Raw genomic sequence first — 20949 nt, 5'->3', positions numbered from 1 at the left:
CGAGGCGCACGACGGACGGCTACCCATGGCGAACGACCGAACACGCGGAGAGACAGCCGACGGCGCCGGCCTCGAGTGGCGGATCGGAACCGCGACGGCGCCGATCACCCCCGAGGCCGACGCCGACCACCGGCTCATCGGCTTCGGCGCCCGCGACGGCCACATGGACGGCGTCGAACACGACATCTACGCCCGCGCGGTGGCGTTCGAGGATCGACGGGGGCGACGGATGGTCTTCCTCTCGTTCGAACTGCTGTTCGTCTTCGAGAGCCAGCGCGAGTTCCTCGAGGCGGAGTGTGCGAAGCGGTGGGACCTCGAGCCCGAGGCGCTCGTCATCACCCCGAGTCACACCCACTACGGGCCGGACTACGACGTCCTCCGGGAGGGTCTCGAGGAGGACTACGACCGGGACGACGACCTCGTCGCTTCCTACCGCGAGTTCGTCGACGAGACGCTGCTCTCGGTGATCGGCGACGCACTCGACGACCTCGAGCCCGCGTCGCTGGCTCACTACCGCGCGCGGTGTGCCATCGCGATGAACCGCCGGCGACCGTCCGAGGAGGGGATCGGCTTCTCGCCGACCGCCGACGGCCCCGTCGACCACGACCTCCCGGTGCTCGTCGCCGAAACCGCCGACGGGACGACGAAGGCGATCCTGTTCGGCTACGCCTGCCACCCGACCGTCGGGATGTCCTACTGCAACGAGGTCAACGGCGACTGGCCGGGGTACGCGATGGCGGCCCTCGAGGAGTTCTACCCGGAGGCGACGGCGGTCTTCGTCATCGGCTGCGCCGGCGACCAGAAGGCGTACCCGCAGGGGACTCGAGCGCTCGTCAAACAGCACGCGGAGACGGCGGCCACCGCCGTCGAGCGAGCGCTCGTGACCGAGCCGCGGCCGGTTCGCGGACCGCTTCGGCTCGTGGCCGGCAACGTGGCCCTCGACGTCGAGAACCCCGTGGACGACGGCAGCGACGGAAATGACGGAGAAACGGTCGGCACTGAAGTCACGGACCACCGCCCGTACCCGATCCAGGCGGTCGGCTTCGGCACCGACCTCACCCTGCTCTCGCTCTCGGGCGAGGTCGTCGCCGACTTCTCGTTACGGCTGAAGGAGACCCTGGCGGCGCCGCTGTGGGTAGCGGGCTACGCCAACAACACGGGCTATCTCCCGACGCGGCGCATCCTCGCCGAAGGTGGCTACGAATCCTGGCAGTCGTTCGAGGACGGGCTGTACGCCCCGACGACTGAAGACCGGATTCTCACGAAGGCAGTCGCGGTGGCCGAGCGGGCCGGCGCCCGACGGAGGGAGCCATGACCCCAGACCACCGGACCGGGCCGGGGCCGCGACTCTCCACCGAGTTCACGTACAAGGGGATCGAGGCGGCGATCCTCGAGAACGAGGCGCTCCGGGTCGTCGTGCTGACGGGCAAGGGCGGGGATCTCGTCGAGTTCAGAGACAAACGCACGGACGTCGACGTCCTCTGGCGGGCGCCCCACGAGTGGACGGCGCCGCGGGATCGCTACGTGCCCTCGACGGAGACCGTCTGGAACGAACACTACCCCGGCGGCTGGCAGACGAACCTGCCGATCGCCGGCACCGGCCTCGAGGTCGAGGGGAGTTCTTACGGCCTCCACGGCGAGAGCGCGCTCCTCCCGTGGGAGGCGTCTGTCGCCCGCGACGACGGCGAGGCCGCGACGCTCCGGCTGACCGTCGATCTCGTCCGTTACCCGTTTTCCGTGGAACGGGAGTTGACCCTCCGGGCGGGCGAGTCCCGCCTGCACATCGACGAGTCGGTGACCAACGAGGGTGGGGTGGCCCTCGAGTACGTCTGGCAACACCACATCACCCTTGGCGAACCCCTGCTGTCGCCCGTCGCGAGGCTCGACCTCCCCGAGGCCACCGGCTACAACCCGCCCTACGGCGACGACTTTCCGAACGGTCGGCTTGCCGACGAGGCGACCTACGAGTGGCCCCACTCGCCGGGACGCGACGGCGAAACCGTAGACCTCCGCGAGATTCCCGCACGTGAGGAGACGATTCACGACCAGTCGTTCGCGATCGACATGGCTGAGGGCTGGTACGCGCTCACCAACCCCGATCTCGATCTCGGGTTCGGCCTGCACTTTCCGCTCGATCCGTTCGAGTGTCTCTGGTACTGGCAACCCTTCGGCGGCTACCACAAGTCGCCGTGGTTCAACCGCAACTACAACGTCGGCCTCGAGCCGACGACGTCCCACCCGGTGGCAACACCCGACGACGAGGACGTGATGAACGTCCTCGAGCCCGGCGAGACCGCTGAGGCCTCGTTCACCGCGGTCACGTTCGGCGGCCTCGAGCGAGTGACGGGCGTGTCGCCGGACGGGGCCGTGGACGGACCGCCGTCGTGAGGCTGACACGTACCAGAAGCCACCACCTCAGCGATATAATTCGCCGCGAGTGAATTGATATCTAGACGCAAGACCGATCGGGGACCGATCGGACACCGGTTTCGAGATAATAGACGTTCTCACGTTGCTCGAACAGCGTGACCGGTATTCGGAGCCAATTTCAAAAACCGCGTCGTATCACTACCGGATTGGTGTCGTGCAGCCGCCTCGATCCAGCGAACGCGACGAGGGGTTCCGTCGATCGTCGCTCGAATCGTGCGCGGTTACCACATTCTTCTCTCGACGTATACCGATTTTGAAACGCCTGTCTCGAGATCACGACGGCGCAGTGTCGTCGTGAAACCGTCGGTGCAGACGGTACCCGTTCGTACCGAACGAACCCGGCAGCGACGGCTGCGACCGGGCAAAGTATTACCATCGTATACCCTCAACGATCGGTGATGAACGACGCATACGAAGCCGTCGTGGTCGGCGGCGGAATCGTCGGCGCGTCGGCGGCTTACCACCTCGTTCGTGACGGCGTGGAGACGCTTCTGGTCGACCGGGACGACGAGGGAAGAGCCACCGACGCCGGCGCGGGAATCGTCTCTCCGGCGACGAGCAGCCGAACCGCGTCCGGCCCGTGGTTCGGCCTCGCGGTCGACGCCTTCGAGTACTATCCGACGCTCGTCGCTCGACTGGAAGCGGCGGGTGAGCGGGAGACGAGTTTCTCACGGCCCGGACTGCTCGCCGTTGCGGTCGACGAGGACGAAACCGCCCCGCTCTCGAACTCCCTCGAGCGGATCGACGAGCGCAAGCGGCGACTGGCCAACCCGGCGCCGGGAAGCGTCGAGTCGCTCGAGCCCCCGGCGGCGTCCGCCCGACTCCCGGGACTGGCGCCGGTCAGGCGGGCGTTTCACTACGCCGACGCCGCCCGGATCGACGGCCGTCGGTTCGCGGACGCCACTCGTCGTGCAGCCGAGGACGCCGGCCTGGACGTCGAGAACGGGGACGTCGCCGACCTCACGGTCGCGAACGGCTCGGTTCGCGCCGTCGAACTGGCAGACGGGCGGACGATCGGGGCCGACCGGGTGGTCGTTACGGGCGGCGCATGGTCGCCCGCGTTCGCCGACCGGCTGGACGTCGAGATTCCCGTCGAACCCCAGCGCGGACAGATCGCGCACCTCCGCCACCCGGAGCTGCCGACCGGCGAGTGGCCGATCGTGAAGGGGTTTCGCGGCCACTACGTCGTCCCCTGGTCGGACGGGCGCGTGGCCGTCGGGGCGACCCGCGAGTCGGGGAGCGGGTACGCCTCGCGGACGACCGCCGCCGGCGTTCGCGAGGTGCTCGAGGAGGCACTTCGCCTGATCCCCGCCCTCGGGGACGCGGAACTGCGCGAGGTTCGCGTCGGGCTCCGGCCGGCCTCGCCCGACGGCCTCCCGATACTCGGGGCCGTTCCGGGGATCGAGGGCGCGTATCTCGCGACCGGCCACGGCCCGACGGGGCTCACGCTCGGGCCGTACAGCGGCAAACTGATCGCGGAACTCGTCCGGGGCGAGGCTCCCTCGAGCGGCCTCGAGCCGTTCGCACCGGAGCGGTTCGCCTGACGGCGACGGCCGTCGGTCGCGTCAGTCCCCGGTGGCGATAGAGCAGCGGAAAAACGAGAACGACCGGTTCTGCGGCGGGCGCCCCGGGTGGCGCGTTCGTTAGCGCGGCCGACCGCGGCCGCCACGGTCGAAGCCGGTGGCCTGCCCGTCTCGAGACGGGTCGGCGGCGCCGATCAGTTCGTCGCCGTCGACTTCGATTACCTGGACGTTCCCCTGGACTTCCGGCTCGTCACCCCAGACCAGCCCCCAGTCGTCGGTCTGGTCGCGGGCGGCTTCCGGAACGCCGTCCTCCCAGTGGACGGTCGGGAGGGTGGACTTGAAGATGCTCGGCTCCTCGATCGCCGCCAGCGGCTCGAGGTCGTAGACCAGCCCGTGGAGGATCGCGTGCGCCGTTGCGGTGATGATCCGGATACCGCCGGGAGAACCGGCGGTGAAGATCGGTTGCCCGTCTTCCATGACCATCGTCGGGCTCATGCTACTGAGCGGGCGCTTGTTCGGTTCGACCATGTTGGGCCCGTCGGGGATGGCGCTGAAGTCGGTCAGTTCGTTGTTGATCAGGAAGCCGCGACCGGGAACAACCTTCCCCGATCCCATGAACTGCTCGATCGTCGACGTGTACGAGACGGCGTTGCCCCACTGGTCGACGACCGAGAAGTGCGTAGTCGACCCCGACTGCACGGCGGAGGCCGGCGCGCCTGCGGGCTCGAACGCCCCCGGCTCGCCGGGCTGTGAGCTCTCGCCGCCCTGGTAGTCGAACGCCGTCGAGCCGAGTTCGATCATCTCCGCTCGCGAGGCGAGGTACTCCTCCGAGAGCATCCCCTCGAGCGGGACGTCGACGAACTCGGGGTCGCCGAGGTACTCGTTGCGGTCGGCCCAGGCCAGCGACTGGGCCTCCGCCAGGAAGTGGTACTTCTCCGGAGAGCGGACGTCGTACTGTTCGCCCTCGAGCAGTTCGAACAGTTTGAGGATGTAGTAGACGATGGCACCCCCGGAGCTCGGCGGCGGCTGGGAGACGATTTCGTAGTCGTACCACTCGCCGCGTACGGGGTCGTCGAGGGTCACGTCGTAGGCCGCCAGGTCCTCCTCGTCGACGACGCGGTCCGGCTCCCTGGCGTTCCGCCGGATCTCGGCCGCCAGATCCGTCGCAATCGGCCCCTCGTAGAACGCCTCGGCTCCGTCGCGCCTGATGAGTTCGAGGGTTTCGGCGAGATCCGGATTCGTCATCGTGTCGCCCTCCTCGTAGAGGGCGCCGGTCTCGTCGCTGAAGACCTCGAGCGCGGCCTCGTTGAACTTGTCCGTGTTGCTCGCGATCTGTTCGGCGAGGAACGCGTCGACCGTAAATCCGTCACGAGCGAGTTTGATAGCGGGCGTTATCAGCCGCTGACGCGGCCGGGTGCCGTGCAGGTCGAGCGCGGTCTCGAGGCCCATCGGGGTCCCGGGGACGCCCATCGCCTCGCCGGTCTGGATTCGCTCGGAGAACCCGATCGGATCGCCGTCGTCGTCGAGGAACTGCTCCGGTTCGGCGTTCCGCGACGCGCGCTCGCGGCTGTTGACGATATCGACCGTCCCGGAGTCGGCGTCGTAGACGATCATGAAGCCGCCGCCGCCGATTCCGGACCCGTGTGGCTGGGTGACCGTGAGCACGTACTGGATGGCGACCGCAGCGTCGACGGCGGTGCCGCCCTCGCGAAGGACGGTTGCGGCGACGCCGGACGCGATCGGATCGACAGTCGAGACCATCCCGTCGCCGGCGCGCACCTGTCGTCCGCAGGTGAACTGCGGCCGGTCACAGCTGAAGCCGGGCACGTCCGTTACGGCCTGTGAGTCGGCCCCGGCGTGACCCGTGCCGACGGCTAACGCGCCCGCGGTTGCGCCCGTGAGGGCGAGAAACTGTCTTCGATCGATTCCCGTCACGTCGTGTCGACTCGAGCGTCCGTCGTCCCCGTTACCGCGTGTGTTTCTATTGGTCATGTGTTTCAGTGGCAACCGATGGTGCCGAAATAGGGTTCCGATCGCAGGAAAATAAGTGTACCGAGACACTGTATTTTGGAGTACGATCGGGTACGCAACTTTCGACGGTCCGAAACCCCCGACGGCGTCACTCGTTCTTCCGATGGAGTAGCAGGATTTATTATGCGACTGTGTGACGTGAAAGACGCATGGAAGAGATCAGCACCAGCGACGCACCGGACAGCATCGGACCGTACTCGCAGGCGATGAAGTACGGCGACACGATCTACGTCTCGGGCCAGGGCCCGGCGAACCCGGAGACGAGGGAGGTCGAGGTCGACGACATTCGCGATCAGACGGCCCAGACCCTCGAGAACATCGGCGCGATCTTAGAGGAAGCCGGTTCGTCGCTCGACAAGGTGATCAAGGCGAACGTGTACGTCACCGATATGGACAACTACGACGCGGTCAACGACGTGTACGCCGAGTACATGTCCGAGCCGTTTCCGGCCCGCTGTGCCGTCGAGGTGTCGGACCTTCCCATCGACATCGGCGTCGAAATAGAGGTCGTCGCCGCCGCGTAGCTTCGACACTCGGCTGTACCGTTTCTGCACCCGTTTCGCCCCCTCTGACGTCCTACCCGAACGCGAAGTCGACGAGCCCGCAGACCGAGTCAGAAAGCAGCAGTTCGGCGCGGTCGGGATGGGTCATCCGGACGAGTTCGCGGGTTCGATCGAGCCCGGCCGCCTCGAGCGCGGCTTCGACGCCCGCCCGCTCTGGCGCGTCGACGATCACCGCACGTTCGCCGAGCGCCGTCGTAACTGCGGCCAGCAGCGCTTCGAGCGTGCGCGAATCGGACGCGACGATCGGACCGATCTGCCGGTGGGTCCGGCCGGGCCGGACGAAGGCGTAGCCGTCGACGCTCGCCGAATCGCCGACGACGAAGCCTCGAACGTCCGGTTCTGCGACGAGTTCTCGCACCAGGTCGGTTCGGTCGACGGCGAGGGCGTTCCGGTCGAACGCACAGACGGCGTCGAGCAGCTCTGACTCGAGCGGTTCGGCGGATTCCGCGCGATGCTCACCGTCGTTGTCCGAGAGCGTCCCCTGCCAGCGAAACACCGGCGCGACGCGCTCGAACCCGTACTTCTCGTAGATCGGCTCCCCGAGGTGGGTCGCGTCCAGGCCGAGCCGTCGGCCGCCGCGTTCGCGGGCGTACTCGAGACCGCGCTCGAAGATCCGGCTTCCGTACCCCTGGCTCCGGTGGGCTTCGTCGACGAGGACCATCCCGATCCAGCTCACGTCGTCGCCGTACGTGATCACCGTCGTCGTCGCGACGAGCTGGCCGTCGACGGTTCCGGCGAAACAGCCCTCGGGCGAGAGCGCGAGCAGGCGCTGCCAGTCGGCTGCGACCTGGTTCCAGCCGGCCTGCCTCGAGAGTTCGAGCGCGTCAGCCAGATCGTCGGCGGTGAGTCGGCGACAGTCGAGCATTCGATACCCGCCACGTTTCGGGCGACGCACGATAGCGTTGCCGGTGATACGCGTCGGACACCGGAGTGCCGCTGAAGCGATTCGTTTCCGAGAGCTAAACGTCGCGGTTCGAACGCCGATCTGTTCCTACCGGGATTGCTCAGGCCATCGGCAGCGATTCTCGAGCGATAGTTACAGCCATAGGACTGTAATCTACGAGGATGGCCGCGATCGGGCGAGAGCGGGACGCGTGATGGGTGGGCGAAGCGCAAGCCTTCGTTTTCCAGAGCTAAACAACACTCCCTCCGGGGCGGCGCCGCTGTCAGTGGGCGTCGAACGAGCCGCCACAACAACCGGTGGAGTCGGGAGAACGGACAGTATCGGCGGCCGACCCGGCGAAAACCGGACGACGGTGTGCGGCTGGCGTTACAGCGAGGTGATGTTGATCTCGATGATGTTTACTGCACGGTGGATCATCTCCGGGATCTCCGTCTCGAGGCGCTCTTCGTTGATGCGCCTGACCGGGCCGATGATGCTGATCGCCCCGTAGAGCGTTCCGTCCTGGTCGCGGATGGGTGCCCCCGCGCCGACGAGCCCCTGGATCGTCTCGCCGTGGTTGTAGGCGATCCCGTCCTCGCGGATCTGCTCGAGTTCCGCCCGGAGTTCGTCCTCGTCGGTGATCGTGTTCGGCGTGAGCTGCTCGAACTCGGTGTTTTCGATGATCTCGTCGCGCTTTTCCGCCGGCATGAACGCTAACATCGCCTTCCCGACGGCCGTGTGATAGAGCTGGTTTCGGTAGCCGACGTACACTTCGGTCTTGACCGCTTCCGCACCCTCCGCCGTGTACAGGCAGATCCCTTCGCCGTCCTCCTCGACGGTGAACAGTGCCATCTCGCCGGATTCCTCGGCGAGCGTGTCGACCTCCGAGGTGGCGATGTCGTAGATGTCGATGCGGTCTTTCGCGTAGTGGGCGAGGTCGATGAAGCGCAGCCCCAGTTTGTACTCGCTGTTCTCGTTGACGACGTAGCCGTTCTCCTCGAGCGTCGCGAGGTGACAGTGGACGGTTCCCTTCGACACCCCGATCTCCCTCGCGATCTCGGTGACGCGGGCCCCGCCAGTGTCTCGCAGCACCGAGAGGATGTCTAGCGTCCGTTGAACCGCTTGCACCGGGTTTTTTGCTTCGGCCATTGTTTGTCTCTACTGGGAACACTTACCAGATAAATGTTTGGTGTCGTAAAACGGAGCGTCGACTTCGACCATCGCCCGGCCTGTCGAAACGGAGCCCGAACGGCGAACGTCGAACGACGACCGCTCTCCCCAGTCCGACACTCTGGACGAGAAACAGCACGCCGTTTCGCGGCTCCAAACGACCGGTGTCAGCGAACGACGTCTCGCGTCGTTCCCCGTCGCGTACCTGTCGTCGCGCTAATGGGCTCAGTAACAACTAAGACGTCCCTGCGTAATTGTCTCCCAGATGGTCGAGATCACCCGCGCGGATGTCCTTTCGGCGCGCGAACGCCTCGACGGCTCGAGTCTGGTTCAGCGGACGCCCGTCGAATTCAGCCGCTCGCTCAGCGACGTTTCGGGCGCCGACGTCTTCCTCAAGATGGAACACCTCCAGCGTACCGGATCGTTCAAGACGAGGGGCGCGTACAACAAGCTCCTCAACGTCGCCGAACGCGGTGACATCGAGGAGGTCGTCGCCGCCAGCGCGGGAAACCACGCCCAGGGCGTCGCGCTGGCGGCCGCCGAAACCGGCGTCCCGTCGACGATCGTGATGCCGACGACCGCCCCGCAGACGAAGATCGACGCGACGCGAGGCTACGGCGCCGAGGTCGTCCTCGAGGGCGTCAACTTCGGCGAAGCGGTTTCCCACGCGGAGGCGCTCGCGGAGCGAGACGGCGTCGAACTCGTCCACGCGTTCGACGACCCGGCGATCGTCGCCGGCCAGGGAACGCTCGGACTCGAACTCCTCGAGGACGTTCCCGACCTGGACACCGTCGTCGTTCCGATCGGCGGCGGCGGCCTCATCGGCGGTATCGGGGCCGCCCTCGCCGAGGAGCGCCCGGACGTGCGGATCGTCGGTGTGCAGGCGAGCGACGCGGCGACCGTTCCCGAGAGCCTCGAGAAGGGCCAACCCCTGCCGACAGACGACGTCGACACGATCGCGGACGGTATCGCGACCGGCAGCACCGCCGAGCTGACGTTCTCGCTGATCGACGAGCACGTCGACGAGGTGGTCACCGTCAGCGAATCGGAGCTCGCCAGCGGCATCGTGCTGTTGCTCGAGCGGGCGAAACAGCTCGTCGAGGGGGCCGGCGCGGCGTCGGTGGCCGCGCTGCTCGGCGACCAGCTCGACGTGACCGGCGAAACCGTCGTCCCCGTGCTCTCTGGTGGCAACCTGGACATGTCCCGGCTCCAGACGATCCTCACCCACGAGCTGACCGCGCGACGCCAGATGATCAGGCTCCAGGTGCGAATCGACGACGGCCCGGGGCGAATGGCCGACATCTCACAGCGGATCGGCGACCTGGGGGCCAACATCCGAACGGTCCATCACTACCGCGCCGACGGCTCGCTCTCCGTCGGTGAGGCGTTTCTCGTCTTCCTCGTCGAGACGAGCGGCGACAGCCACGCTGCGGCGATCATCGAGTCGATCGAACGCGAGGGGTACGAGGTCACGCAGGTGAACTGACCCGTCGCGGACGCGCCTCTCCGCTGTACGAAGCGTTATTAGCGATGGCGCATGATGTGACCCCATGCGAGTAGGAATCGCGGGAACGGGTTTCATGGCCCAGACCCACGCAGCGGAGTACGCCGAAATGGACGTCGACGTCGTCGCCGTCTCCTCGCCCAGCGGTCCGGGCGGGTTCATCGACGAGTTCGACTTCGACGCCGCCGCGTACACCGACGTCGAAACGATGTGCGACGAGGCGGATCTCGATTTCCTCGACGTCTGTACGCCCACGCACACGCATCTCGAGCTGGTCACCGCGGCTGCTACGGCCGGGATCGACGTCTTCCTCGAGAAACCGATCGCCGGCTCGCTCGAGGAGGCTGAGGAGATCGCTACGGTCGCAGCCGACGCCGACATTACGCTCATGGTCGGTCACGTCGTCCGGTTCATGCCGAACTACCGGCGCGCTCGCGAACTCGACGTGGGGGAGGCGGGCGTCGCCCGCGCCCGCCGACTCTCGCCGTTTCCCGAGTGGGGCTCTGCCGACTGGTTCGCCGACCGCGAGAAGAGCGGCGGCGTCTTCGTCGACCTGGCGATCCACGACCTGGACTACCTCCAGTGGGCGTGGGGCGACGTCGAGCGCGTGTTCGCCCGCAGGACCCGCGACGATCGGGCCGAACACGGGATCGTCACCCTCCGCTTTGCGAGCGGCGCCGTCGGCTACGTCGAGGCGTCGTGGGCCCAGCCCGAATCGCGGCCGCTGACGGCCGAACTCGAGTTCGCCGGCGACGACGGCCTCGTCGAGTTCGCGGGCGCCGAGGAGGCGCCGTTCGCCGTCTGGGACGGCGACGGGATGGTCGTCGAGAGCCCCCTCGCGAGGGACGGCTACCGGCGCGAACTCGAGCACTTCGTTTCCTGCCTCGAGTCGGGCGCGGAGCCGGACGTGGGCGCCGAGGCGGGGATCGACGCGCTTCGACTCGCCCTCGCCGCCGAGCGGTCGGCCGACCGCGGTGAGCCGGTCGCCCTCGAGGAGGTGAGAGCGTGAGCCTCTCCGTCGGGGTGCTGTCGGCGGCCCACGCCCACGTCGATGCCTACGCCGGCATCCTCGCCGGCCGGGAGGACGTCGACCTCGTCGGGATCGCGGACGGCGACGACGAGCGCGGACGGGCGGCCGCCGACCGTCACGGGACGGCGTACGTCGCCGACGGGGACGAGTTGCTCGAGCGGATCGACGCGGCGGTGATCTGCTCGGCCAACGCCGACCACCGCGACTGGTTCGAACGCGCCGCGAAGGCGGGCGTTCACGTCCTCTGTGAGAAACCGCTCGCGCCGACCGTCGAGGCGGCGTCGGCGATCGTCGACGTCTGGGAGGACACCGGGATCGTCGCGGGCGTGGCGATGCCGCTTCGCTTCTGCGAGCCGGCCCGGCGGATGCGAGAGGCGCTCGAGGCGGGCGAGATCGGCTCGGTGCGGTCGATCTCCGGGACGAACCGGGGGAAGATGCCCGGCGGCTGGTTCGCCGACCCCGAGAGAGCCGGCGGCGGGGCGGTGGTGGATCACACCGTCCACATCGTCGACCTCGTGCTCGACTTACTCGGCGAGACGCCGGCCGAGGTGTACGCCGAAACTGACACCAGGTTCCACGACATCCCGGTCGACGACGTCAACGTCCTCTCGATGGCGATGGCCGACGGGACGCCGTTCTTGCTCGACGGCTCCTGGAGCAAACCCGACGCCTGGCACACGTGGGGCGACGCCACCCTCGAACTGACCGGCACCGAGGGAACCGTCGCGATCGACTACATGGATCAGTCGCTGACCCACACCGTCGCCTCGGGCGACGACGCGGGCGTCCACACCGCGTTCTACGGGACCGACGCCAACGCCGGACTCGTCGACGACTTCCTCGAGAGCGTCCGGAAGGGACGCGACCCGGAGATCACGCCCGCCGACGGGCTCGCGGCCGTCGCCGTCGTCGAGGCCGCCTACGACTCCGCTGACGCGGGCGCGTCGGTGCCGGTGGCCGACGTCGACTGAGTCGCCCGCCGATACTCGGCCGGTCGAGAGTCGACCGGAAGGTTTTCCGACTCCGGATTCGATCTCTCGAGCATGTCCCGCACGATCGTCGTCATCGGCGCCCACCCCGATGACCCCGACATTCGAGCCGGCGGGTTCGCCTGCCACAGCGCAGCCGCCGGCCACGACGTCCGCTTCGTCTCGATGACCGACGGCCGCGGCGGCCACCACGACCGACACGGTTCTTCGCTCGTCGAACGGCGCCGCCGGGAGGCAGAGAACGCCGCCGAAGCGGCCGGAATCGCCGAGTACCGAGTTCTCGGCACGCCGGACGGGAAGCTCAGACCCTCCCTCGAGCGCCGGGAGGAGGTGATCCGCTTGCTCCGCGGGTTCGACCCCGACCTCGTGTTGACCCACCGGTCGAACGACTACCACCCCGACCACCGCTACACCTCCCAGCTGGTCCGCGACGCGGCGTACATGGTCACCGTCCCGAACGTCTGTCCGGCGGTGCCGGCGCTCGAGTCGAACCCGGTCTTCGGCTACCTGCTGGACACGTTCGAGCGGCCCTACCCGTTTACCCCCGACGTCGTCGTCCCGATCGAGGCGGAACACCTCGAGTGCAAGTACGACATGCTCGACTGCCACGAGTCCCAGTTCTACGAGTGGTTGCCGTACACCGAGAACAAACTCGAGGAGGTTCCCGACGATCCGGCAGCGCGACGGCGGTGGCTCGAGTCCGATCCGATCTCGGGGCTCCGGGAGATGCGAGACGGCGCCGACCGGTTCCGTGAACTCCTGGTCGACACCTACGGCGAGGACGCCGGCGGGGAGATCGAGTACGCCGAAGCATTCGAAATCTCGGAGTACGGCGGCGAACTCACACCCGACCTCGCCGCCGAACTGTTCGCCTGACCGACGCGGCTCCGCCCGTCGTCGCTCGGACGGGATCGGAGTCGGACTTACCGCTCGGCTCGAGAGAGCAACAGCTGTGCTTCCTCACGGATCGCCGGCGTCCGCCGGTCGGCGACTTCGCCCGTGAGCACCGACAGCGCGGTCGTCATGAGCCAGCGGTGAGACTCCGTCCGAACGATCGTGAGCAGGGCCATGATCTCGCGGCGTCGGGCCTCGGGGTCCCACACCGGTCGCTGTGCCTCCGGATCGTTCGGCGCCGACCTGGCACGTGCGAGGGTCGCCCCACAGCCCATGTGGAGCCAGTTCGAGTACCGCTCGTAGAACACCTGCACGGCGACTTCCTGCCAGTAGGGCTCGAGGGTCGACGGCTCCGCGGTGAGTTCGGCGAGACGGTGCAGGTACTCGAGGTGGTTCTCGCGGTCGCGTCGCTCCCCGAGTTCGTAGGCGGTCCCGTCGATCGTCTCCGTCGGAACCAGGTCGACGCCGACCGGCGTCGCGCCGTCGAACTCGATCTCGAGGGACAGCCCCCACGAACAGTTCTCCGAGTCGGCCATCCGGTCGAACAGGAAGTTGCCGAGGCTGTAGAAGATCGCGCCGTCGCCGTAGCGCTCCCAGCCCTGTGGCACGTGCGGGTGGTGGCCGACGACGAGATCCGCGCCCAGATCGACGAACTCCCGCAACGTCCCTTGCAGCTCCGGCGACGGGAACGGAACGTACTCCGCCCCGCCGTGGGCGAGGACGATCACCGCGTCGTACTCGCGGTCCGCCCGCCGGATCGTCTCGCGGGCTCGTCGGTCCGAGATCCAGGCCGCACCGTAACTGTCCTCGCCGGCGATGTTGAACTCGCGCTCGCAGACGTTGACGACGGCGACGCGACCGTCGCCCCGCGTGACCTCGAGCGGCTCGAATGCGGCGTCGTGGCTCTCGCCGACCCCGACGGTCTCACAGCCCGCACGCTGGAGGGCCTCGAGGGTCGAGGCGACGCCCTCGGGGCCGTAGTCGCGGACGTGGTTGTTCGCGAGCGCGCAGACGTCGAACCCGGCGTCGGCCGCCGCCGTCGCGGCCTCCGGCGGGTTCTCGATGACGGGGCCGCTCTTGGTGATCGGCTCCGCACCGTCGACGATCGGCGCCTCGAAGTTGACGATCGAAACCTCGGCAGCCGCGATCCGGTCGCGCAGCGCCGGGTCGATCGTCCGCTCGGCGGTCGCCGGCTCGTCTCGGTCGATGACGTAGTCGCCGGCGACGAACATCGACCACCGGCTCTCGTCGGCGTCGTCGACGCTGTCGGCCAGTCCGAGGCGCGTCCGTGACCCGGTGACCATCCGATCGGTCACTCGTCTTCTTCTTCCTCTTCTTCCTCCTCGTCTGCGCTCGCGCCCTCGAGGGTGAACGTTACCTCCTCGTCGTCCTCGCCGACGGTGACCTCCTCCTCCTGAGTCTCGAACGAGTCATCCGTACTCTCGACGGTGATCGTGTAGTCGTCCTCTTCGGTGATCGAAACGGTCGCCTCGCCGTCCTCGATGTCGGGGTCGGCCAGTCCGAACGACATGTCGTCGTTCGCGGGATCGACGGTGATCTCGACGCCGGAGGAAACCGGGTCGCCGTCCTCGTTCTCGAGGATGAGCCTGAGCTCGCCGACCGTGTCTTCCTCGAGGTCCGACTCGTCGAAGTCGTCGACGTCGTCGGTGTCGTTGTCGTCGGTGTCGTTGTCGTCGGTGTCGTTTCCGGCGTCGTCGTCGCCGTTGTCGTCCCCGCTCGTACAGCCAGCGAGTGTGGCTGTCAGGCCGAGCGCTGCTGCCATACCGAATCGTCGTCGCGAGAGACGTGATTGTCCCATGCGTAATCGCTCTGGCCCCCCGATCTTAAGTGTTCGTGTTGGAGAAGGTATGTGTGTGGGTACATAGAATATTCCAGTACCGACTTCTCCAAATCTTACCGAAACTGGTGAGGTCGGCGGTCAGTCGTCAAAAAAAGACCCTGGGGGTGGATCAGCGCGGAAGAGACGTAGCGTCAGGCGTCCACGTCGAAGCCCCAGTTGGCGAGGGCGTTCCAGTCCTCCGTGCCGCCCGACTCGACCGCCCCTTCGTGGCGGTTCCCCATCCAGAGGACCTCCGAAAGGGGTTCGTCCCACGCGACGTCGCCGTTGAAGCGGTTGTTGCACACGCTGTGGCCGGCGTCCTCGACGGTGAACCGGAGGTCCGCGCCGCCGGTGTCGAACGTGCAGTTCTCGATCGTCACGCCGGCGTCCGACGCGGCGCCGACGACCCGCATTCCGTCGCGGTTCGGCGACTCGAAGCGGCAGTCGCGGAACGTGACGTTCGGCGTTCCGACCTCGACTGAGTAGTCGAACCCGGCACCGTGGACGGGGTGGGCGGAGCCGTCACTCTCGTCGACGATGGTGACGTTCTCGAACAGGAGTTCCTCCTCGAGCGAGAGGCCTCCGCTGATGTCTATCGCGTGGACCGGCGAGATCTCCCCGATGTAGATGTCGACGTCGCGGACCGTCCCGCCGGTCGCCTGGCCGCCGACCCAGAGGGCGTTGTTCCAGATGTCCGGCGCTTCGATCTGGACGTTCTCGACGAGCGGGCTGCCGCCGAAGATGGTGAGCCCCATCCCCGGCGTGTCCCGGTCGGATGCGTCCGACAGCACGATCCGCGAGTCCCGACAGACGTCGTTCCGGCCGAGGCGAATGCCGAAGTTGTTGCAGTCGATCGTGAGACACCCCTGAAGGATGTTTCGACCGTCGTTGTTCATCACGTAAAATCCCGAGGTCCAATCCTTGACGTAACAGCCGTTCCAGACGTTCGTGCCGACGTGGGGCGGGTCCGCGGCGAACGGGATGACCGATCCGCCGTCGCCCTCGACCTCGCCGTCGGGCAGGCGGACGTTGCGGATCTCGGTGTAGCCGTCCTCCTCGAGGGTGTCCACCCGGCAGGTGAACTTGCCGCCGCGGTCCGACTGGTGGTAGTCCCGCTCGCCCCGGAGGTCGAGGTTTTCGATCAGTCCGCGCCGTTCGATTCCTGCGAACACGATTCCGGCGTCGATGGTGTCGCCCGCCGTGATGTCGACGGTGAAGTCCCCGAGCAGGACTCGCTCTCCCTCGAGGTCGAACGCGTAGTCCGGATCGTGCGTTTCGACCGCCAGCGTCGCCTGGGGTGCGCCGACGACGCCGAAGAATTCGAACCCCGACAGCTCCAGCTGGCTGTTCCAGGAGTAGGTTCCCGCGGGAAGAACGAACAGGTGGTTCGGCTCGCGGTCGGCGAGGTACGACTGGATCTCCGCCGCCAGATCGCCCTCGTGGTCGATCTCGGGGTCGCCGACGACGTCGACGCGGTTGGTCCCCTCGACCGAGAGGTGCTCGGTGGTGATCGCCGCGACCGGTTCCGAAGCGCCCAGCACGTCCCCGCCGTGGTCGTGGTCTCTGGGTGCGAACGGGCTGTTCTCGCTCCCCTCGCGGTCGTCCGCGGCCGCCGATCCCGCGCCGGCGATTCCGAGTCCGACCGCGCTCGCGGCGAGCATTCCCCGCCGGCTGAGCGGAAGGCCGCCCGTCCGGTCGCTCGACTGTGCATCGTCCGTGGTGTCGTTTCGATTACTCATTCGTGTCCCTCTTACAAGGCATCCTGACTCTCCCGTCTCGTTCGCCCGAGAGATGTGCTAGCGATTACCCTGTACAATACCCACTGTCTCCCCAACTCTCAAAAGCATTTCTTTCGTTTACATTCTCCTCCAGCGATTTGTTCAGTCGCAAGTTCGCGCTCTCGCAAAGTACCCGAAACCGTTTCCTGCCCGTCTGCAACGCCAGTCCGTTCCGACGAGAAACCCTGCGGTCTCGACGGGACACCCGCCTCGTTCTCGACGCCGGGGTGGCTTGCTCTCTGCCAGACGTGACTCTACCAGCACGCTTTTGCCGACTCCTCTGCGTCTGGTAGACAATGACGAACGAACTCCTCTTCGCTCCGGCGTGGCGACTCGCCGAAGGGATCCGTGACGGGACGCTCGAGCCCACGGCGGTCGTCGACGCCTTTCTCGAGCGGATCGCCGACCGCGACGACGCGGTAAACGCGTACGTCACGGTGGCGAGTGAGCACGCCAGAGAGCGCGCACTGGAGGCCGAACGGGCGCTCGAGGCGGGCGAGGACGTCGGCCCGCTCCACGGAGTTCCGGTCGCGCTGAAGGATCTCACGGCGTTTCGGGCGGGGATCCGACACACGTTCGGCTGTCGAGCGTTCGAGGACCACGTCGCGGACCACACCGCCGCGTTCGTCCAACGCCTCGAGGACGCCGGCGCGATCGTGATCGGCAAGACGAACGCCCCGGAGTTCGGCCACAGGCCGGTTACCGACAACCTGCTCGTCGGCCCGACGTCGACGCCGTTCGACCTCGATCGAAACGCGGGCGGCTCCTCCGGCGGGAGCGCGGCCGCGGTCGCCGACGGGATGGCGGCGTTCGCCCAGGGTGGCGATGCGGCGGGGTCGGTGCGCATTCCGGCCGCCTGCTGTGGCGTCTACGGTCTGAAACCGTCGTTCGGTCGCATCCCGAACGTCAGCCGGCCGAACGCGTTCCAGAACCAGTCGCCGTTCATCGACAAGGGCGTCCTCACGCGGACGGTACGGGACGCGGCGCTCGCCCTCGAGGTGATGGTCGGTCCCCACCCGCGGGATCCGTTCTCGCTCCCGGATACGGGCGCGGCGTATCAGGCTGCTCTGGACCGCTCGGTCGACGGCTGGCGGATCGCCTACAGCTCCGATCTGGGCGTCTTCTCCGTCGCCGCCGTCGTCCGGGAGCGCGTCGAGGACGCCCTCGAGGCGTTCGAGCGCGAGGGGGCGACGGTCGACCGCGTCGACGTCGCGTTCGGCTACGAGTTCGACGACCTCGCCGCACGAACCCGATACGGGCTGATGCAGGCACTCTCGGCGACGATCGCGGAGAACGTCGAACGACGCCACGGCGTCGCGTTCCTCGAGCGGGACGCCGAGTCGGTCCCGTCGACGTTCCGCGACCGGATCGCGGCCGGCCGCGAGGTGAGCGCCGTCGACCTCGGGGGGATGAACCGCGTCAGGACGGCGATCTACGACGAGATTCAGGACGTGTTCGACGGGTACGATCTCCTGGTGACGCCGACGCTGTCGGTGTTGCCGATCCACAACGACTCCCTCGAGGACGTCCGCGTCGACGGGACGCCGGTCGACCCGCAGGCCGGCTGGCTGCTCACGTGGCCGTTCAACATGACGGGCCACCCGGCGGCCTCGATCCCCGCGGGGTTCGTCGACGGGCTCCCGGTCGGGATGCAACTCGTCGGTCCGCGGTTCGGCGACGAAGCGGTGCTGACGGCGAGCGCCGCCGTCGAGCGACGCCGCCCCTGGCTCGAGGCCGCCCGCTCGAACCTCGTCGACTGACCGGCGATTTCGAGCGTTGTTCGAGGACGTTCGATCGGACCGCGTGGTGGTTCGTGGTCGCTCGAGCGAGAGAAAAGTAATTCGAGGCGTTAGTTGTCGACCGATTCGCCGTCACCGCCGACCTTCTTGGCGTGTCGTGCCCTGATCCGCGGGTTGAACACGCGGTCCATCCCCTGTGCGAACATGATCAGGCCGAACGAGATGACCACGACCGCGGCCATCGGCCAGAAGATCTGGTAGAAGTTCGCGAGGTTGACCAGCGCGTGCGCCTCGGAGTACGCCGTGTCCATCATGATCCCCCAGTTGGCCGTCGTGAACGGGAGGATGCCGAGGAAGTACAGCGCGATGGCGCCGAAGATCACCGACCGGCCGGCGTGTGCCGCGTTGATCAGGATGTACGGCATCAGCTGCGGCGTGATGTCCCGCGAGAGGATCGTCTTCGAGGTGAGCCCCATCGTTCGGGAGGCCTCGACGTAAGACTCCTCGCGGAGCGTGAGCACCTGCGACCGGAGCGCACGCGCCAGTCCGGGCCAGGAGTCGATCGCGAGGACGACGCCGACAAGCCACGCCTGCCGGGGCGGGTAGATCGCCGCGATGACGATGATCAGCGGCAGGCCGGGCATCGTCATCACGATGTCCGTGATGTACATGAGGAACGAGTCGATCTTCCCGCCCTTGTAGCCGGCCGTGATGCCGATTAGTGCGGCGATGCCGACGGAGACGATCGCGCCGGCGATCACCATCTCGAGCATGTCCGGCGTCGCGTGGACGAGGTTTCGCCCGATCGGCGTCCCGTAGTTGTCCGCCCCGAGGGGGTACTCGAGGTCGAACCCGGGGATGGAGAAGTACTGGAACGAGTACGAGTGCTCGAGTCCGATGTCGATCCAGCCGCCGTCCTCCCAGATCGCGGAGACGCCGCCCTGGAACGGCTGTAAGTTGTTCGGCGCCTGGTTGGTCCCCGGCCTGGGAACGAGGCGGGTGCCGACGACGCCGACGAACACGAACATCGTGATGATGAAGATGCCAAAGCGCATCCGCCAGTCCTCCCAGGCGACCCGGGCCGGCGCGAGAACGTACGCGTCGAGTGCACGGGAATACCGTTCCTTGCGCGAGAGTTCGACGCGGTCTTTCTCGGCGAGCTGGCCGAACAGCTGTTCGTCGCTGAGCGGTTCGCCTCCGTCTGTCCGAGGTTCGTCAGTATGACTCATTGTTTTCACCAGATCCGATCCGTGGGTCGACGATGCCGTACGTGAACTCGGCGATGAGGATGCCGATGAGCGTGACGATGGTAAAGAAGAGGAACGATCCCATCAGAAGCGGGTAGTCGCGCCGGATAACCGCGTCGTAGGTGTACCAGCCGACGCCGGGGTACGTGAAGATGAACTCGAGGACGACGCTGCTCGAGAAGACGGCGGCGATGCCGATCATCATCTCGGTGTACAGCGGGAGGATCGCGTTCCGCGCGACGTAGCGGGTCGCGATGCGTTCGGAACTGATCCCGCGGAGCCGGGCAACCCGGAGGTAATCCTCTCCGAGGATTCGGATGGAGTTACCCCGCATTGCCAGCGCACCGCCGCCGAACCCGACGATGAAACTCGACATGATCGGGAGCACCGCGTGGTGTGTGATGCTCGCCATGAACTGGACGTTGAGTCCGGCTTCCAGGTTCGTGTTGTACCGGCCGCCGCTCGGGAACCAACCGAGTTGGTAGGCGAAGAACGCGAGGAACAGGATCGCCCCGACGTAGTAGGGGACCGAGTTCAGGAACGTCGCCAGGACGGTCGAGTAGCTGTCGAAGCGCGACCCCTCTGCGTACGCCATCGCTGCCCCGAGCAGGATGTTCGCCGTGTAGCCGAACGCCAGCCCGTAGACGCTGATGAAAATCGACCACGGCATCGCGGTGAACAGGATGTCGAACACCGGTTCGTTGTAGAAGATCGAGTGGCCGAAGTCCTGGTAGAGGATGATGTCCTGTAAGTATTCGACGTACTGGATGTACCAGGGCTGGTCCGGGTCGAATCCGGTGTGTTGTGCGACCATCGCATCGAGATAGTCGGGATTGACCGTTTGCCCCCGTGCCTCGGCCTGTGCTTCGAACTGCGCGCGCATCGCCTGCGCCGGATTCCCCGGCATCAATCGGAACAGCGCGAACGTGATCGTCGTCACGCTAATTAGTACCACGAAAGCGTGTAACACGCGGTTGACAAAATACCTCATCTAGGTAGTGCTGAATCTGGCTCCATACATAATATATCTTTCCCAGGCTGCGGTACAACGATTCCGGATTTCACCCCTTGCTCCACCGACACTTCCAGAGGAGGAAGCCGCTCAGTAGCGCGAACGCCGACGCGCCGACGATGTTCAACACGACGACCGCGAACGTCGCCGACTCCCGGTCGGCTGTGAAGAGCCACAGCGACATGAGCCCGATCACGGCGACGGAAAACGTAAACAGCAGGCGCCAGGCCTGCTCGTAGTCACAGAGGTGTTCGAGGAAGCTCTTGTCGTATTTACTGCTCATTCGTCAGCGATACTTTCGAGCGGGGCTAAAAAT

General features: G+C 66.9%; 18 protein-coding genes. 9 read left to right on the top strand and 9 right to left on the bottom strand.

The window, feature by feature from the left end; genetic code table 11:
- The first annotated feature begins 25 nt into the window (after positions 1–25).
- The 3 genes from NMQ11_RS16605 (at position 26) to NMQ11_RS16595 (ending at position 3974) form a co-directional block, all read left to right on the top strand.
- The gene (locus tag NMQ11_RS16605) at positions 26–1315 is read left to right on the top strand and encodes a neutral/alkaline non-lysosomal ceramidase N-terminal domain-containing protein (protein WP_255171469.1); all 1290 of its coding nucleotides are present in this window, start codon (positions 26–28) and stop codon (positions 1313–1315) included.
- Entirely contained in the window at positions 1312–2388 is a 1077-nt protein-coding gene (locus NMQ11_RS16600) for a DUF4432 family protein (protein ID WP_255171468.1), read from the top strand. The genes NMQ11_RS16605 and NMQ11_RS16600 overlap by 4 nt, the downstream gene beginning before the upstream one ends.
- 440 nt (positions 2389–2828) lie before the next feature.
- Positions 2829–3974, top strand: coding sequence for an NAD(P)/FAD-dependent oxidoreductase (locus tag NMQ11_RS16595; protein ID WP_255171467.1), 1146 nt, complete (start codon positions 2829–2831; stop codon positions 3972–3974).
- Positions 3975–4073: 99 nt separating this feature from the next.
- Here NMQ11_RS16595 and ggt read toward each other — a convergent pair whose 3' ends face one another.
- On the bottom strand, positions 4074–5945 hold the full coding sequence (gene ggt / locus NMQ11_RS16590; RefSeq protein WP_255171466.1) for a gamma-glutamyltransferase: 1872 nt from the start codon (positions 5943–5945) through the stop codon (positions 4074–4076).
- 188 nt (positions 5946–6133) lie between these two features.
- On the opposite strand from ggt, the gene NMQ11_RS16585 reads away from it, so the two are divergent.
- A complete protein-coding gene (locus NMQ11_RS16585) occupies positions 6134–6508 on the top strand; it encodes a RidA family protein (RefSeq protein ID WP_255171465.1) in 375 nt (124 codons plus the stop codon).
- Between the two features lie 52 nt (positions 6509–6560).
- On the opposite strand, the gene NMQ11_RS16580 is transcribed toward NMQ11_RS16585, so the two are convergent.
- Positions 6561–7412, bottom strand: coding sequence for a GNAT family N-acetyltransferase (locus tag NMQ11_RS16580; protein WP_255171464.1), 852 nt, complete (start codon positions 7410–7412; stop codon positions 6561–6563).
- Between the two features lie 405 nt (positions 7413–7817).
- A complete protein-coding gene (locus tag NMQ11_RS16575) occupies positions 7818–8579 on the bottom strand; it encodes an IclR family transcriptional regulator (protein WP_255171463.1) in 762 nt (253 codons plus the stop codon).
- 286 nt (positions 8580–8865) lie between these two features.
- On the opposite strand from NMQ11_RS16575, the gene ilvA reads away from it, so the two are divergent.
- The 4 genes from ilvA to NMQ11_RS16555 all read left to right on the top strand — a co-directional run bounded on the left by ilvA (position 8866) and on the right by NMQ11_RS16555 (position 12999).
- Positions 8866–10086 (top strand): threonine ammonia-lyase, encoded by a 1221-nt coding sequence (gene ilvA, locus NMQ11_RS16570; RefSeq protein ID WP_255171462.1) that lies wholly within the window; start codon positions 8866–8868, stop codon positions 10084–10086.
- Between the two features lie 64 nt (positions 10087–10150).
- Entirely contained in the window at positions 10151–11113 is a 963-nt protein-coding gene (locus NMQ11_RS16565; protein ID WP_255171461.1) for a Gfo/Idh/MocA family protein, read from the top strand.
- Positions 11110–12105: a Gfo/Idh/MocA family protein gene (locus NMQ11_RS16560; RefSeq protein WP_255171460.1), complete on the top strand. Its 996-nt coding sequence runs from the start codon at positions 11110–11112 to the stop codon at positions 12103–12105. Before NMQ11_RS16565 ends, NMQ11_RS16560 begins: the two co-directional genes overlap by 4 nt.
- A 72-nt stretch (positions 12106–12177) precedes the next feature.
- Positions 12178–12999, top strand: coding sequence for a PIG-L deacetylase family protein (locus NMQ11_RS16555; protein ID WP_255171459.1), 822 nt, complete (start codon positions 12178–12180; stop codon positions 12997–12999).
- A 47-nt stretch (positions 13000–13046) separates the two neighbouring features.
- On the opposite strand, the gene NMQ11_RS16550 is transcribed toward NMQ11_RS16555, so the two are convergent.
- The 3 genes from NMQ11_RS16550 to NMQ11_RS16540 all read right to left on the bottom strand — a co-directional run bounded on the left by NMQ11_RS16550 (position 13047) and on the right by NMQ11_RS16540 (position 16596).
- Positions 13047–14321, bottom strand: a complete 1275-nt coding sequence (locus tag NMQ11_RS16550) for a CapA family protein (protein ID WP_255171458.1) — start codon at positions 14319–14321, stop codon at positions 13047–13049.
- Between the two features lie 8 nt (positions 14322–14329).
- Entirely contained in the window at positions 14330–14800 is a 471-nt protein-coding gene (locus NMQ11_RS16545; RefSeq protein ID WP_255171457.1) for an S-layer protein, read from the bottom strand.
- 209 nt (positions 14801–15009) lie between these two features.
- Positions 15010–16596, bottom strand: a complete 1587-nt coding sequence (locus tag NMQ11_RS16540) for a hypothetical protein (RefSeq protein ID WP_255171456.1) — start codon at positions 16594–16596, stop codon at positions 15010–15012.
- Between the two features lie 335 nt (positions 16597–16931).
- On the opposite strand from NMQ11_RS16540, the gene NMQ11_RS16535 reads away from it, so the two are divergent.
- Positions 16932–18395, top strand: coding sequence for an amidase (locus NMQ11_RS16535; protein WP_255171455.1), 1464 nt, complete (start codon positions 16932–16934; stop codon positions 18393–18395).
- An 89-nt stretch (positions 18396–18484) separates the two neighbouring features.
- Here the strand turns inward: NMQ11_RS16535 and NMQ11_RS16530 are convergent, their stop codons facing one another.
- From NMQ11_RS16530 to NMQ11_RS16520, 3 genes are all read right to left on the bottom strand, one after another.
- Positions 18485–19603 carry an ABC transporter permease gene (locus NMQ11_RS16530; RefSeq protein WP_255171454.1) on the bottom strand — a complete coding sequence of 373 codons (1119 nt, stop codon included), beginning with the start codon at positions 19601–19603 and terminating at the stop codon, positions 18485–18487.
- The gene (locus NMQ11_RS16525) at positions 19590–20612 is read right to left on the bottom strand and encodes an ABC transporter permease (protein WP_255171453.1); all 1023 of its coding nucleotides are present in this window, start codon (positions 20610–20612) and stop codon (positions 19590–19592) included. The genes NMQ11_RS16530 and NMQ11_RS16525 overlap by 14 nt, the downstream gene beginning before the upstream one ends.
- A 70-nt stretch (positions 20613–20682) precedes the next feature.
- Positions 20683–20916 (bottom strand): hypothetical protein, encoded by a 234-nt coding sequence (locus NMQ11_RS16520; RefSeq protein WP_255171452.1) that lies wholly within the window; start codon positions 20914–20916, stop codon positions 20683–20685.
- Between the last annotated feature and the right edge of the window lie 33 nt (positions 20917–20949).

It is taken from the genome of Natrononativus amylolyticus (assembly GCF_024362525.1).
GTDB lineage: Archaea > Halobacteriota > Halobacteria > Halobacteriales > Natrialbaceae > Natrononativus > Natrononativus amylolyticus.
Note: the sequence above shows the minus strand (reverse complement) of the source record. Positions and strands in the feature narration are given on the sequence as shown.